The organism is Streptomyces sp. IBSBF 3136, assembly GCF_036815105.1.
In the GTDB taxonomy this organism is placed as follows: domain Bacteria; phylum Actinomycetota; class Actinomycetes; order Streptomycetales; family Streptomycetaceae; genus Streptomyces.
Genome location: NZ_JAJSZC010000019.1, coordinates 1 through 13,685, shown reverse-complemented (window position 1 = coordinate 13,685; position 13,685 = coordinate 1). Strand labels below are relative to the sequence as shown.

Genomic DNA, 13,685 nt, shown 5'->3' with positions numbered 1-13,685 from the left:
GGCCTGTTGCGAAAGTGGCCTCGTCGCCCGGAGGGCGGGCGCGCGGCGTCCGGTGCGTGCTCTCGGCGTGCCGCCCGGAAGTCCTCGTACTGGGCGTACTCGGGCTTTCGGGCGGTGCGGCGAGAGCGCGTGCCGGGCGTCGCACGGCAGAGGACCACTTTCGCAACAGGCCCTAGCACGGTGTCGTGGGCTGCGGGTCGGCTGGAGTCCGGGGCGGCCGTGCGGTGGCGTCGTCCGTGCCGGTGTCCCGCGGCCCCGGGGACCGCGCCCGGCGCCGGCCGTTGCGCAGGACCAGGACCGCCACGTCGTCCGCCGGCCGGCCGCCGGTGTGGCGCAGCAGGGCCGCGAAGACCGTGCGGAGCACCGACTGCGGGCTCACCGGGTGGTGGGCCAGGGCCTCGCGCAGCGCCGTCGGCAGGGAGAAGAACCGGCCCCGGGCGTCCCTCGCGTCCTCCGCGCCGTCGGTGAACAGGACCAGCGACTCGCCGGGCAGCAACCGGCCGTGGGACTCGGCGGCCAGTTCCGCCGGGAGCGGGAAGGGGCCGAGCGGCGGGAGCGGGTCGGCGCGGGTGAGGGGCTCCACCCGGATGCCGCTGAGCAGATAGGGCCAGGGGTGGCCGCAGTTGAGCGCGCGCACCTCCCCGTCGCCGGCGATCTCCAGCAGCAGGACCGTGACGAACTCCTCGGCGACCGGCGGGCCCGGGTCGCGCCCACTCGCCGGGTGGTCGGCGCGGGAGCGCTCGCGCAGGTGACGGGCGTGGGCCCGCTCCAGCCGGCGCAGGACGGACGCGAGTTCGGGTTCGTCGTGGGCGGCCTCGCGGAAGCTGCCCAGCAGCGCGGCGGCGGTGCCGAGGGCGGCGAGTCCGTGGCCGCGTACGTCACCCATGACCACGCGGACGCCGTGCTCGGTGGCGACGGCTTCGTAGAGGTCGCCCCCGATGGCCGCGCACCGGTCGGCGGAGAGCTGGGCGGCCGCCAGGTGAAGTCCGTCGAGGCGGGGCGGCGGCGGCCGCAACAGGACGCGCTGCGCGGCGCCCGCCACCCGTCGGGCCTGGCGGAGTTCGCGCAGCAGGGAGCGGCGGACCTGGACGGTCAGGCCGGTGCCGATCGTGAAGAACACGGCGCCGGTGACGATGCGGGCGCCGAGTCCGTTCTGCTGGGCGAGTGGGCAGCCGAACTGGTAGCCGACCGCCAACGCTCCCCAGAGCGCGGGGAGTACGCCCTCTCGTGCCGTGGGCGCCCGTGCCTTGATGCGGATCATGCCTCTGGTCCCCCATGTGGGCCCTGACAGAGCGGACGGACCGGCCCCGAAAGGCCGGTCCGATTCTGTCGACGGCGTGCGCCGACCGGAGGGGATCACCCCCGTTTCCCACCCGAACGAGTGAGGACGCACCCCGCCTGTCCCGCATATATGCGCGCGGGGGCGCGAAAGACGACGCGGCCGGCCGGGGATGACCCCGGCCGGCCGCGTGCGAAGCCCCTGCGGCGGCTAGCCCCGCAGCACCGCCCCGGTCCGCTCGCCCGCCAGGGCGACCGCGGCGTCCCGGGCGGCCGACGCCTCGTCCACGGTCAGCGTCCGGTCCGTGGCCCGGAAGCGGAGCGCGTACGCCAGCGACTTCCTGCCGTCACCGAGCTGTTCCGCGTTCTCGTACACGTCGAACAGCCGGATGGACTCCAGCAGTTCACCGGCGCCCTCGCGCAGCGCCGCCTCGACCTCGGCGGCCGGGACCGGCTTGTCGACGACGAGGGCGACATCCTGCGTGGCGACCGGGAACGTCGAGATGGCCGGCGCCTGCGGGACGCCGTCGCCGGCGGCCTCCAGCGCGTCCAGGTCCAGCTCCATCGCGCAGGTGCGCTCGGGCAGCCCGAGCGCCTTCACGACGCGCGGGTGCAGTTCGCCCGCGTGGCCCACGACCCGCTCCGTGCCGTCCACGACGACGGCCAGTTCGGCGCAGCGGCCGGGGTGCCACGGGCCGTAGCGGCCCTTGCGGACGATCAGCTCCGCGCCGGCCTCGGCCGCGACCGTGCGCGTGGCCTCGACGGCGTCGGCCCAGTCGGCCGGGCGGCCCTTGCCCCACCAGCCGGCCTGCTCACGGGCGCCCGCGAGGACGGCGGCCACGAGACGCGGCTGGTCGGGCAGCGCGGCGTTCAGCCGCGCGATCTCCTCGTCGGTGGGACGCCGGTCGACGGTCAGGTGGACGGCGGCGGGCTGCTCCTCGCGGGGCCGGAAGACCAGACCCGTCTCGAACAGGGCGAGGTCGTGCGAGCCCCGGCCGTCGTTGCGCCGCAGGGCGCCCAGCAGGCCCGGCAGCAGCGTCGTGCGGAGCGCGGGCTCCTCGTCGTTGAGCGGGTTGACCAGCTTGACGACACGGCGGGCCGGGTCGTCGGCCTCCAGACCGAAGTGGTCGAAGATCTGCTCGGAGACGAAGGGGTAGTTCGGCGCCTCGACGTAGCCCGCGCCGGCCAGCGCGCGGCCGACCCGGCGGTGCAGCCGCTGCCGGTGCGTCAGGCCGCGTCCCGCGGGGGGCCTCGGCAGCGTGGAGGGCAGGTTCTCGTAGCCCTCCAGCCGGATGACCTCCTCGGCGAGGTCGTTCGGGTCGGTCAGGTCGGGCCGCCAGGACGGGACGGTGACGACCAGCTGGTCCTGCCCGTAGACGTCGCAGCCCACCTCCTGGAGCCGGCGCACCACCGTCTCGCGGCCGTAGGTGACGCCCGCGACCTTGTCGGGGTGGTCGGCCGGGACGGTGATGGTGTGCGGCGCGGACGGCGCGACGACCTCGGTGACGCCCGCCTCGGCGGTGCCGCCGGCGAGCAGCACCAGCAGGTCCACGGTGCGCTGGGCGGCGGCGGCCGCGGCCTGCGGGTCGACACCGCGCTCGAAGCGGCGGGACGCCTCGGACAGCAGCTTGTGGCGGCGGGCCGTGCGCGCGACGGAGACGGCGTCGAAGTGGGCGGCCTCGATCACGACGTCGGTGGTCGGGGCGGCGCCGTTCCCTGCGTCCGTGTGGTCGGCGATCTCCGTGTTGGCACCGCCCATCACGCCGGCCAGGCCGATGGGGCCGCGGTCGTCGGTGATGACCAGGTCCTCGGCGTGCAGCTTGCGCTCGACGCCGTCGAGGGTGACGAGCTTCTCGCCCTCCTCGGCCCGGCGCACGCCGATGGTGCCCTGGACCAGCGTGCGGTCGTAGGCGTGCAGCGGCTGGCCCAGCTCCATCATCACGTAGTTGGTGATGTCGACGGCGAGCGAGATCGGGCGCATGCCGACCTTCTGCAGCCGGCGCTGGAGCCAGATCGGGGAGCGCGCCTCGGGGCTCAGGCCGGTGACCGTGCGGGCGGTGAACCGGTCGCAGCCGTGCGGGTCGGTGACCTGCACCGGGTAGCCGAACGCGTTCGGTCCGGGCACGTCGATGAGCGCCGGGTCACGCAGCGGCAGGCCGTAGGCGATGGCGGTCTCGCGGGCGACCCCGCGGATGGACAGGCAGTCGCCGCGGTTGGCGGTGACGGCGATGTCCAGGACCTCGTCGACCAGCTCGAGCAGCTCGATGGCGTCCTTGCCGACCTCGGTCTCCGGCGGCAGCACGATGATGCCGTGCGAGCCGTCGTCGCCCATGCCCAGCTCGTCGCCGGAGCAGATCATGCCGTGGGACGTCTTGCCGTAGGTCTTGCGCGCGGCGATGGAGAAGCCGCCGGGCAGCGTGGCGCCCGGCAGGACCACGACGACCTTGTCGCCGACCGCGAAGTTGCGGGCGCCGCAGACGATCTCCTGGGGCTCACCGGTGCCGTTGGCCTGCCCGACGTCGACGGTGCAGAAGCGGATCGGCTTCTTGAAGCCCTCCAGCTCCTCGATGGTCAGCACCCGGCCGACGACCAGGGGGCCCTTGAGGTCGGCGCCGAGCTGCTCGACGGTCTCGACCTCGAGACCGGCCGAGATGAGCTTGGCCTGGACGTCGCGGCCGGTCTCGGTGGCCGGCAGGTCGACGTACTCCCGCAGCCAGGAAAGCGGGACCCGCATCAGATCTCCATCCCGAACGGCCGGGTGAACCGGACGTCACCCTCGACCATGTCTCGCATGTCCTCGACGTTGTGGCGGAACATCAGCATCCGCTCGATGCCGAACCCGAAGGCGAAGCCGCTGTACTTCTCCGGGTCGACGCCGCAGGCGGTGAGCACCCGCGGGTTGACCATGCCGCAGCCGCCCAGCTCGATCCAGCCCTCGCTGGAGCAGGTGCGGCAGGGCCGGTCGGGGTTGCCCACGGACTCGCCCTTGCAGACGTAGCAGAGCATGTCCATCTCGGCGCTCGGCTCGGTGAAGGGGAAGAAGTTCGGCCGCAGCCGGGTCTTCATGCCCTCGCCGAACAGCGACTGGACCATGTGGTCCAGGGTGCCCTTGAGGTCGGCCATGGTCAGGCCCTCGTCCACGGCGAGCAGCTCGACCTGGCGGAAGACCGGGGTGTGCGTGGCGTCCAGCTCGTCGGTGCGGTAGACGACGCCGGGGCAGATCACGTACACCGGCAGCTCGCGCTCCAGCAGGGAGCGGATCTGGACCGGCGAGGTGTGGGTGCGCAGGACGACACCGGACTCGGTGCCGCCGTCCGGGCCCTGCACGAAGAACGTGTCGGCCTCGCCGCGGGCCGGGTGGTCGGGGCCGATGTTGAGGGCGTCGAAGTTGAACCACTCGGCCTCGACCTGGGGGCCCTCGGCGACCTCGTAGCCCATGGCCACGAAGATGTCCTCGATGCGCTCCGAGAGCGTGGTCAGCGGGTGGCGGGCGCCGGCGGTCACGCGGTCGTACGGCAGCGTGACGTCGACGTCCTCCTCGACGAGCACGCGGGCGTCGCGCTCGGCCTCCAGCTCGGTCTGGCGAGCGGCGAGGGCCTTGTTCACGGCGCCGCGGGCCATGCCGACGCGCTTGCCCGCGTCCGCCTTGGCGTGCGGCGGCAGGGCGCCGATCTCGCGGTTGGCGAGGGCCAGCGGGGAGGCGGGGCCGGTGTGGGCGACCTTGGCCTCGTGGAGCGCGTCGAGGGAGTCCGCGGCGGCGAAGGCGGCGAGCGCCTCGTCCCGCATGCGCTCGATCTCTTCCGGTTTCAACGCCTCGACTTCGACTGGGTCGTACGACTTATTGGGTGCCGACATCTCTTCCCGTGCTTCCGATTGGCTGGCGGATGGTCCCCGTCACCGACTCCGTGCTGCCTGAGGGCCGTGTGCCGTGTGCCGTATGTAGGACACAAAGGTGCCAAAGGCCGAGTCTAACGGGGTTGAGACAGGCGAAAGGCCCGTGGGCCGCTAGGCGAGATACGCCGGCGTGCTCACGGGCAACGTAAATCGGAACTCGGCGCCGCCGCCGGTGGCGCGGCCGACCGTGATGACACCGCCGTGGGCCTCGACGATGCCCTTGACGATGTAGAGCCCGAGGCCCGTGCCACCGCGCTTGCTGCCCCGCCAGAAGCGGGTGAAGACGCGGTTCATGGATTCCTCCGGGATGCCTGGCCCCTCGTCGCTCACCGTGACCGACGTGCCGGTTTCCTCGCCCTCGCGGGGGGACGCCGAGGGCGTGACGTCAATGGTGACGGTTCCCTCGCCGTGCCGCACGGCATTTTCCAGCAGGTTGCTCAGCACCTGGTCGACCTTGTCGGGGTCGGCCCACAGGGCGGGCAGCGGCTGCTCGATGCGCAGCAGGAAGCGGTCGGCGGGCTGTCCCGCGGCGACGTAGGCCTGGATGTGCCGGCCGACGGCCGCGCCGATGTCGACGGGCTGGCGGCGCACCTCGAGCCGGCCGCTGTCGATACGGGATATGTCGAGCAGCTCGGCGATGAGCCGGGTGACCCTGTCGGCGTCGGCGTCGACGGTCTCCAGCATCAGCCGCTTCTGGTCGTCGGTGAAGCGTTCCCACTTGGCGAGGAGGGTGGCGGTGAAGCCCTTCACCGAGGTGAGCGGGGAGCGCAGCTCGTGCGCGACGGTGGCGATCAGCTCGGCGTGGCTGCGCTCGGTGCGGCGCCGGGCCTCGGTGTCCCGCAGGCAGACGACGACGCGGCGGACGGGTCCGAGGGGTTGGGCGCGCACGTAGCGGGCGGAGACCAGGACCTCCCGGCCGCCGGGCAGCAGCAGGTTGCGCTCGGGCTGGCGGGCCCGGATGGCGAGGCCGCCGTAGGGGTCGGTGAGCTGCCACCAGCGGCGGCCCTCCAGGTCCTCCAGCGGCAGCGCTTTCTCCAGCGGCCGGCCGAGGGCCTCGGCGGCGCGGACGGCGGTGACGCGTTCGGCGGCGGCGTTGAAGCGGACGACCCGGCCGTTCTCGTCGGCGACGACGAGGCCGTCGGGCAGCTGGTCGGGATCGACGCCGGTGTCGTCCCCGCACCGGGGCGCGGGGGCGCGCCGCGCGTCCCGTCCCTCCGGCGCGGTGCTCGTGCCGGCCACACTCATCCCCGTACCCCACCTCTCAGACGGCGCAGGGCCCCGAGTGGGTCACCCTACTAGCTCTCGGTGACGGAGCGGCACCCTCCGGAGGCACGCTGTGCCCGCGCCGACGCGTAGAGACATACGGCCGCGGCGGTGGCGAGGTTCAGACTCTCGGCCTGGCCGTGGATGGGGACGCGGACGACGGCGTCGGTGAGAGCGCGGGTCTCCTCCGGGAGCCCCCAGGCCTCGTTGCCGAACAGCCAGGCGGTCGGGCCGCCCATGCTCCCCTTGTCGAGTTCCTGGTCCAGGTCGTGGTCGCCTGCCCCGTCGGCGGCGAGGATCCGCACCCCGGCGTCCCGCAGTCCCCGCACGGCCTGCTCGACGGGCACGCCCACGGCGACCGGCAGGTGGAAGAGGGAGCCGACGGAGGCGCGTACGGCCTTGGGGTTGTACAGGTCGACGGAGGCGTCGGTGAGGACGACCGCCTCGGCGCCGGCGGCGTCGGCGCAGCGCAGCACGGTTCCGGCGTTGCCGGGGTCGCGGACGTTGGCGAGGACGGCGACGAGCTTGGGCCGGGCGGCGAGCACGTCCGCGAAGGGCGTGTCGAGGAACCGGCAGACACCGACGAGACCCTGCGGGGTGACGGTGGTGGAGATGTCGGCGATGACCTCTTCGGCGGCGAGGTGCACCCGGGCACCGGCGTCGCGGGCCGCTCCGACGATGTCGGCGTACCGCTCGGCGGCCTCGACGGTGGTGAACAGCTCGACGAGGACGGGGGCGCCGTCGATCCGGTGCGCGGCCGCTTCCCTGACGGCCTGCGGCCCCTCGGCGAGGAACAGCCGGTCCTTGCCCCGGAAGTTCCGCCTGGCGAGCCTGCGGGCGGCGGAGACGCGTGCGGACCGGGGGGAGATCAGCTCGGGGCTGACGGGGGACATGCTCTTCACCTTCAGGAGATCTCGGAGTGCGGCGCCCGCCACGGGCGCGGTCAACCGCGCGGCCGGCCACCGAGCACGCGCGGCCGAACGACGGCACTGCCGCCGCAACGACAGGACCCGCAAGCCGGGAAGCCTGCGGGTCCCTCAGTGAGCGTCAGCTCGAAGCCGGTGCGGCGTCACGCAGCCTTGGGGGCGTTGACGTCCGACGGCAGCGCCTTCTGGGCGACCTCGACGAGCGCGGCGAACGCGTTCGCGTCGTTGACGGCCAGCTCGGCCAGGATCTTGCGGTCGACCTCGACGTTCGCGGCCTTCAGACCCTGGATGAAGCGGTTGTAGGTGATGCCGTTGGCGCGGGCAGCGGCGTTGATGCGCTGGATCCACAGCTGACGGAAGTCGCCCTTGCGCTTCTTGCGGTCGTTGTAGTTGTAGACCAGCGAGTGGGTGACCTGCTCCTTGGCCTTGCGGTACAGGCGCGAGCGCTGACCGCGGTAGCCGGAGGCCGCCTCGAGGATCGCCCGGCGCTTCTTGTGGGCGTTGACTGCCCGCTTGACGCGTGCCACTTGTTAACTCCTTGTAGCGGGGCCGTGGGGGTACTCACACGGCCCGGAAACGATTGGGTCCCGGTCCGGACGTACGGCGCTCAGGCGGCGCCGTGACGTCACTTGCCGAGAAGCTTCTTGATCTTCGCGGCGTCGCCCGGGGCCATCTCGGCGTTGCCGGTGAGGCGACGCGTCACGCGGGACGACTTGTGCTCGAGCAGGTGGCGCTTGCCGGCGCGCTCACGGAGCACCTTGCCGGAGCCGGTGACCTTGAAGCGCTTGCTGGCACCGCTGTGCGACTTGTTCTTCGGCATAGCGCCGTTCTCTCCTCGTCGGTGGCGCTCTGGTGCCCGGTCACGAAAACCGGGCACGGTGGAGCGTCGCTCTGTGTTTCGGATACAACCTGGGGAACGGGGTCCCCCGGGGTCACGCCTCGGCCGGCTCCTCGGACGGTGCCTCTGCCTCGGCGGGGTTCTCGGCCGCGTTCTGCGACTTGCCGGGGTTCGCCTTCGCGTCGGCCTTGCGGGCCTCCTGCGCCTGACGGGCCTCGGCCATCGCCTCGGTCTTCTTCTTGTGCGGACCGAGGACCATGATCATGTTTCGGCCGTCCTGCTTCGGGTTCGACTCCACGAAACCGAGGTCCTGGACGTCCTCCGCGAGACGCTGCAGCAGTCGGTAGCCCAGCTCGGGCCGGGACTGCTCGCGACCACGGAACATGATCGTGATCTTGACCTTGTCGCCCTGCTTGAGGAACCGGACGACGTGACCCTTCTTGGTGTCATAGTCGTGCGGGTCGATCTTCGGCCGGAGCTTCATCTCCTTGATGACCGTGTGCGCCTGGTTCTTGCGCGCCTCACGAGCCTTCATGGCCGACTCGTACTTGAACTTCCCGTAGTCCATGAGCTTGCAGACGGGCGGACGAGCGGTCGCCGCCACCTCGACGAGGTCGAGGTCGTACTCCTGAGCAAGCTCAAGGGCCTTGGCAAGCGGAACAATCCCGACCTGCTCGCCGCTGGGACCGACAAGTCGCACTTCGGGAACGCGAATCCGGTCGTTGATGCGGGGCTCGGCGCTGATGGATCCTCCTCGGTAGCACCACACGACGGTCTGGCGGACCGCCGAGTAACGTCTTTTCGTTAGACCTAACCGCGACGAAGCACAAAAAATGCCCCGGACGATCACAGGCGGGGCTCCCATTGCTACCGGAGCACCGCCGCGATGACCGCGGGGCGCGCTTTCGGACGGCTCCATCGTCCGTACGGAACGATGGTGGCCGTCTGACCGGATGACCCGCCGCCCCGGAGGACGGTCAGGTGGGAGATCGGAGCCTCCACTTGTGGGCCGAGCACATAGGTGTCCGGCCGGTCGACATCCAGGTTACCAGGATCGCTTGACCGGGGCCAATCGGGGCGGAGCGCAGCGGGGCGGGGCTGATGAGGGCGACCGCCGGCCCTCGCCTATCGTGTGGGGCATGAGTGAGACCCCTCCTGAGAACACCGACTTCGACGCGATGACCCGGGACATCGCCGAGGTCCCCGCCGTCGAGGTGATCGTGACGGTCGCCGTCAACCTGATGAGCGCCGCCGCCGTCAAGCTCGGGCTGAGCGAGGAGGGCGACAAGTACAAGGACCTGGACGAGGCCCGCAAGCTGATCACCGGGCTCGCCGGGCTGCTGGACGCGAGCGCGACGGAGATCAGCTCCTTCCACGCGGCCCCGCTGCGCGACGGCCTGAAGTCGCTGCAACTGGCGTTCCGCGAGGCGTCGATCGTGCCGGACGAGCCGGGCCAGGGCCCCGGCGAGAAGTACACCGGCCCGGTCTACGGCTGATCGCGGCCTAACCCTTCACGTACAGGGGCTCGCCCGGAGGCGTGGTCCCGGCCGGCAGGAGTGCCAGGTCGAGGCCGCGCACCAGGCGGGCCCTCAGTGTCTCGTCGGCCGACAGCCGCTCGGCGACGGCGCGGGCGGCCTCGGCGGGCGGGGCGGCCGGGTCGAGGACCAGGGCGAGGGTGCCGTCGGCCTGGCCGGGCCCGAGGTGCGCGCGCAGCACGGCGGGCACGGCGGCCACGGCGGCGCGGACGGCCTCGGTCACGGCCGGGTCGGCGAGCGGGTCGGTGCTGGTACGGCCCTCGGCCAGGGCGAGCAGCGCCGGGCCGGTCAGCTCGAACGGCACCGGTCCGGCCAGGTCCAGCACGACCGTGTCCGCCTTCTCGTGCGCGGCGGCCTGCAGCGCCTGGTGCAGGGGTACGGCGACGGGCCGGGCCGCCGGGTCCCAGCGGGCCAGGGAGTCGGTGGAGGTGAACGCCGGCAGGGCGGTGCGGGTACCGGCCTTCAGCGTCGGTACGGCCATGTCACTGGTCTTCTCGCGGCGCAGCCCGTTCTCGTCCTCCTCGACCTCGCCGAGCATCGCGACGACGGGCACCAGCAGCCGGGCGCCGCGGAGGGCCTCCAGGACGGGGCCGACGGCCGTGCGGTCCTCGGCCCAGGCGGCGAGGGCGGCGCTCAGCCGGGGGTCGGCGGAGCCGTCGTCGTCGGAGAAGCCGGGGTCGGGAATGTTCTTGTTCGCCACGGTCACCGACCCTATAGGGGGAGGCCGCCACGCTGGTACGGGGCCGGGGTCGCTGCCTGCGGTGGCGGTGGTCCGCCCGGCCGGTGCACAGGAATCCCGGTATTCGCCGACCTGGCTCTCAGCCGCGTCCCACCTGGCGCACAGGCCCCGCCCCGAGCATCGCGGGCATGGAGTCCCCCGAAGCCCGCCGTCGTCGCGCACGCCGTGCCCGCCATGGCCCGTCGTCGCTGATCGCGCCGGCCGTGGTCGCGGTCGCGGTCGCCGGGGCCACGGCGGGCGGCACGGCCTACGTCAGGGCACGCGCGCACCCCGGTGCCGGGGCCGTATCGTCGGCTGCGACGCCGTCGGCCTCCTCTCCCCCGGCCGCGGCGGGCGAGGAGGCATCGGTGGAACCCGCGACCTCGCCTTCGGCCGTCGCGCGGAAGGCGTCGCTGTCCCGGGCCATGGCGTCGGTGACGGTGCCGTCGGGGGCCGAGTTGTCGGCCGCCGTGTTCGACCTCGCCTCCGGTGACAGTGCCGTGTACGGCGGGGGCGCCTTCGACACGGCGAGCATCGTCAAGGTGGACGTCCTGGCCGCTCTGCTGCTCCAGGCGCAGGACGCGGGGCGGCACCTGACGGACGCCGAGCGGGTGTACGCGACCCGGATGATCGAGAACAGCGACAACGCCTCGACCACCGCGCTGTGGCACACGATCGGGCGGGCCGAGGGCCTGGACGCGGCGAACCGGCGGTTCGGGCTCGGCTCGACCTCCGGCGGCGCCGGTGGGCTGTGGGGGCTGACCCAGACCACCGCTTCCGATCAACTGCGTCTGCTGCGCCAGGTGTTCACGACGGATTCCCGGCTGAGCGCGGCCTCGCGGGCGTATGTGCGGGGCCTGATGGAGTCGGTGGAGCCGGACCAGCGGTGGGGGGTCTCGGCCGCCGCACCAGGGTCGGCCCCGGCGTTGAAGAACGGCTGGCTGCCGCGCAGTACGAGCGGGCTGTGGGACGTCAACAGCATCGGCCGGGTGCGCGTGGACGGGACCGGGTACCTGGTGGCGGTGCTGTCGAAGGGGACCGCCGGCAAGGCGCGGGGGATCTCGCTGGTGGAGGCCGCCGCGAAGGCGGCCGTGTCCGGTTTCGCGGCGGCGTCGTAGCCACGCGCTTCACGCGCGGGGGGCCGCGCTCCGCGTCCTCGTACCGGTGGGCCGGGCTCAGCGGGTGGTCCGGCGGCCCCGCCACAGGACGACCGCCGCCACCAGCAGGACCGCGCCCGCGCCGCCCGCCAGGGGGCCCGCCCAGCCGGCGGCGGAGCCGGCGGAGCCGGCCGTGTCCGGGCCCGGGCCGAAGTACTTCCCGGTGTAGGACGCCGGGCGCAGTCGTCGCGGTTCGAGGCGGGCCGCGGCCTTCAGGGCGGCCGCCGGGTCGATCATCCCGAAGCCGCGGGAGTCGTCCCGGCCGCCGACCGGGGCGTCCCGGGCGGTGTCCTCCAGGAGTCTCTTGATCTGGGCGGGGGTGAGCCGCGGGTGGGCGGCCTTGACGAGGGCGGCCGCGCCGGAGACGAAAGCGGAGGCCGCGCTGGTGCCCCAGCCCTCGTAGTACCTGTGGTCGGGGTCGGCGATCACGACGTCCACGCCGGGTGCGCTGACCGCCGCGTACCAGCGCCGGGTGGAGAAGGAGGCCCGGGTGCCGAACTTGTCCACGGCGGTGACGGCGATGACGCCCGGGTAGGCGGCCGGGTAGGAGACGTGGTCGCCCTTGTCGCCCCCGTTGCCCGAGGAGGCCACGACGACGACGCCCTTCTTCAGGGCGTACTGCACGGCCTCGTCCTCGCTGGGCTCCGGGTGGGCGGAGGCGGAGTCGTCGCCGAGGGAGAGGTTGATGACGTCGGCGCCGTGGTCGGCGGCCCAGCGTATGCCGTCGGCGAGGGCGTTGCCCCGGCTGGTGCGGGCCTTGGTGCGGGCGGAGTCACCGTCCTCCAGGATGACCCGCACGGGCAGGATCTTCGCCTCGGGCGCGACGCCCACGACACCGTCGGTGCGGCCGGCTCCGTGGCCGTGTCCGGCGATGATGCCGGCCATGGCGGTGCCGTGCCGGGCCCAGGCGCGGTCGCCGGGCCCGGCGCCGAAGCCGATCATGTCCTTGGCGGGCAGCACGTTCCCGGTCAGGTCCGGGTGGTCGGCCTCGACGCCGGTGTCCAGGACCGCGACGGTGACGCCCCGGCCCTTGGTGGTGCGCCATGCCTGGTCGAGGTGGAGCGCGGACAGGCCCCACTGCTGGGCGCGGATGCTGTCGGCGCGGGCCGCGGCGGACGGCAGCAGGGTGAGCGAACCGGCGAGCAGCACGGTCAGTGCCGAGCCGGTGGCGCGGGCACGGCGGCGGCCGCGCGTCGGTCGCGTCATGAGGGCTTCTCCGTGGCCTTGCCTGCGGTCTGGCGCAGCCGCCGCTCGACGCGGTCGGCCAGCCCTTGGGCCTCGTTGCCGAGGCCGGCCTGGGCGGGTGCCGTGGTGGCGCCGGAGTGCACGGCGTCCGCGGCGGGCTGGGGCGAGTCGACGGTGCGGCCGTCGGCCCAGCCGGAGACGGCGTAGGCGACGACGGGGACGTCGGTGAGCACGGAGATGGTCCAGCTCGCGCGCTGCGGGGCACCGAAGTGCGCGGCCGCGGTGCCCTTGGCGGCGTAGGGCCGGGGCATCAGGTCGGCGCGGCGGTCCAGGTGCTCCCCACGGAACCGGGTGGCGAGCGCGGACATGGCGGCGGGGTCGCCCTTGGTGAACAGCAGGCCGACGGTGGTGACGTAGCTCTGCGTGGCGTCGGTGTAGGTGGCGCGCAGCAGCCGGCGGCAGCCGACGGGGGCGAGCGCCTTGCGCAGCAGCGGGTCGAAGGCGTCGGCGCAGCCGCTGTCCCGGGCCACGGCGATCCGCGTCCAAGTGCGGTCGGCGCCACCGGGGCCGGCGCCGGTGCCCTGGAGGGTGGGCGGGAACAACTGGTCGACGGGCACGCTGTGCCAGAGCGTCGCGGCCGCGCTGAACCCGCCTGCCGCCGTGCCGTCACCGCCGTCGCCGGTGAGCCAACTCCCGGTCACCGCACCGCCGATGAGGCCGAGCCCGAGGACCAGACAGGCGGCGGCAGCGGCGGTCCGGGGCCGCATCCGCAGGCCCAGCGGCCGCGCCCGCATCCGCTCGTCGTATCCCTCGGGTTGCCCGAACGACACGACGGGCCGCGCGGCGGCACCGGCGCTCCAGGACAGGGCCGGGTCCGGGGACATGGGGGGG

At 73.4% G+C, this 13,685-nt stretch carries 13 protein-coding genes; 2 read left to right on the top strand and 11 right to left on the bottom strand.

All coding sequences use genetic code 11. From position 1 onward, the window contains the following. Positions 1–172: 172 nt before the first annotated feature. The 8 genes from V7E45_RS06585 to infC all read right to left on the bottom strand — a co-directional run bounded on the left by V7E45_RS06585 (position 173) and on the right by infC (position 8,968). The gene (locus V7E45_RS06585) at positions 173–1,261 is read right to left on the bottom strand and encodes a PP2C family protein-serine/threonine phosphatase (RefSeq protein WP_333773121.1); all 1,089 of its coding nucleotides are present in this window, start codon (positions 1,259–1,261) and stop codon (positions 173–175) included. A 228-nt stretch (positions 1,262–1,489) separates the two neighbouring features. After that, complete coding sequence (gene pheT, locus V7E45_RS06580) at positions 1,490–4,012, bottom strand: phenylalanine--tRNA ligase subunit beta (RefSeq protein ID WP_333773120.1); 2,523 nt, start codon at positions 4,010–4,012, stop codon at positions 1,490–1,492. Further along, positions 4,012–5,133 (bottom strand): phenylalanine--tRNA ligase subunit alpha, encoded by a 1,122-nt coding sequence (gene pheS / locus V7E45_RS06575; protein WP_333773119.1) that lies wholly within the window; start codon positions 5,131–5,133, stop codon positions 4,012–4,014. Before pheS ends, pheT begins: the two co-directional genes overlap by 1 nt. A 150-nt stretch (positions 5,134–5,283) precedes the next feature. Beyond that, positions 5,284–6,417, bottom strand: coding sequence for a sensor histidine kinase (locus V7E45_RS06570; protein ID WP_333773118.1), 1,134 nt, complete (start codon positions 6,415–6,417; stop codon positions 5,284–5,286). Between the two features lie 50 nt (positions 6,418–6,467). Beyond that, entirely contained in the window at positions 6,468–7,328 is an 861-nt protein-coding gene (locus V7E45_RS06565) for a TrmH family RNA methyltransferase (protein ID WP_333773117.1), read from the bottom strand. A 176-nt stretch (positions 7,329–7,504) separates the two neighbouring features. After that, positions 7,505–7,888: a 50S ribosomal protein L20 gene (gene rplT, locus V7E45_RS06560; protein WP_020938960.1), complete on the bottom strand. Its 384-nt coding sequence runs from the start codon at positions 7,886–7,888 to the stop codon at positions 7,505–7,507. A gap of 98 nt (positions 7,889–7,986) precedes the next feature. Continuing rightward, positions 7,987–8,181: a 50S ribosomal protein L35 gene (gene rpmI, locus V7E45_RS06555; RefSeq protein WP_004933563.1), complete on the bottom strand. Its 195-nt coding sequence runs from the start codon at positions 8,179–8,181 to the stop codon at positions 7,987–7,989. 112 nt (positions 8,182–8,293) lie between these two features. After that, a complete protein-coding gene (infC, locus tag V7E45_RS06550) occupies positions 8,294–8,968 on the bottom strand; it encodes a translation initiation factor IF-3 (protein WP_333773169.1) in 675 nt (224 codons plus the stop codon). Positions 8,969–9,338: 370 nt separating this feature from the next. Here infC and V7E45_RS06545 point away from each other — a divergent pair, with 370 nt between their 5' ends. Further along, positions 9,339–9,695 (top strand): DUF1844 domain-containing protein, encoded by a 357-nt coding sequence (locus V7E45_RS06545; RefSeq protein WP_145881329.1) that lies wholly within the window; start codon positions 9,339–9,341, stop codon positions 9,693–9,695. Positions 9,696–9,702: 7 nt separating this feature from the next. On the opposite strand, the gene V7E45_RS06540 is transcribed toward V7E45_RS06545, so the two are convergent. Beyond that, positions 9,703–10,434 (bottom strand): SseB family protein, encoded by a 732-nt coding sequence (locus V7E45_RS06540; RefSeq protein WP_333773116.1) that lies wholly within the window; start codon positions 10,432–10,434, stop codon positions 9,703–9,705. A 167-nt stretch (positions 10,435–10,601) separates the two neighbouring features. On the opposite strand from V7E45_RS06540, the gene V7E45_RS06535 reads away from it, so the two are divergent. After that, positions 10,602–11,570 (top strand): serine hydrolase, encoded by a 969-nt coding sequence (locus tag V7E45_RS06535; protein ID WP_333773115.1) that lies wholly within the window; start codon positions 10,602–10,604, stop codon positions 11,568–11,570. A 57-nt stretch (positions 11,571–11,627) separates the two neighbouring features. Here the strand turns inward: V7E45_RS06535 and mycP are convergent, their stop codons facing one another. Both mycP and V7E45_RS06525 read right to left on the bottom strand, forming a co-directional pair. Next, a complete protein-coding gene (gene mycP, locus V7E45_RS06530) occupies positions 11,628–12,815 on the bottom strand; it encodes a type VII secretion-associated serine protease mycosin (protein WP_333773114.1) in 1,188 nt (395 codons plus the stop codon). Next, on the bottom strand, positions 12,812–13,624 hold the full coding sequence (locus tag V7E45_RS06525) for a hypothetical protein (RefSeq protein ID WP_333773168.1): 813 nt from the start codon (positions 13,622–13,624) through the stop codon (positions 12,812–12,814). The genes mycP and V7E45_RS06525 overlap by 4 nt, the downstream gene beginning before the upstream one ends. Positions 13,625–13,685 lie beyond the last annotated feature (61 nt).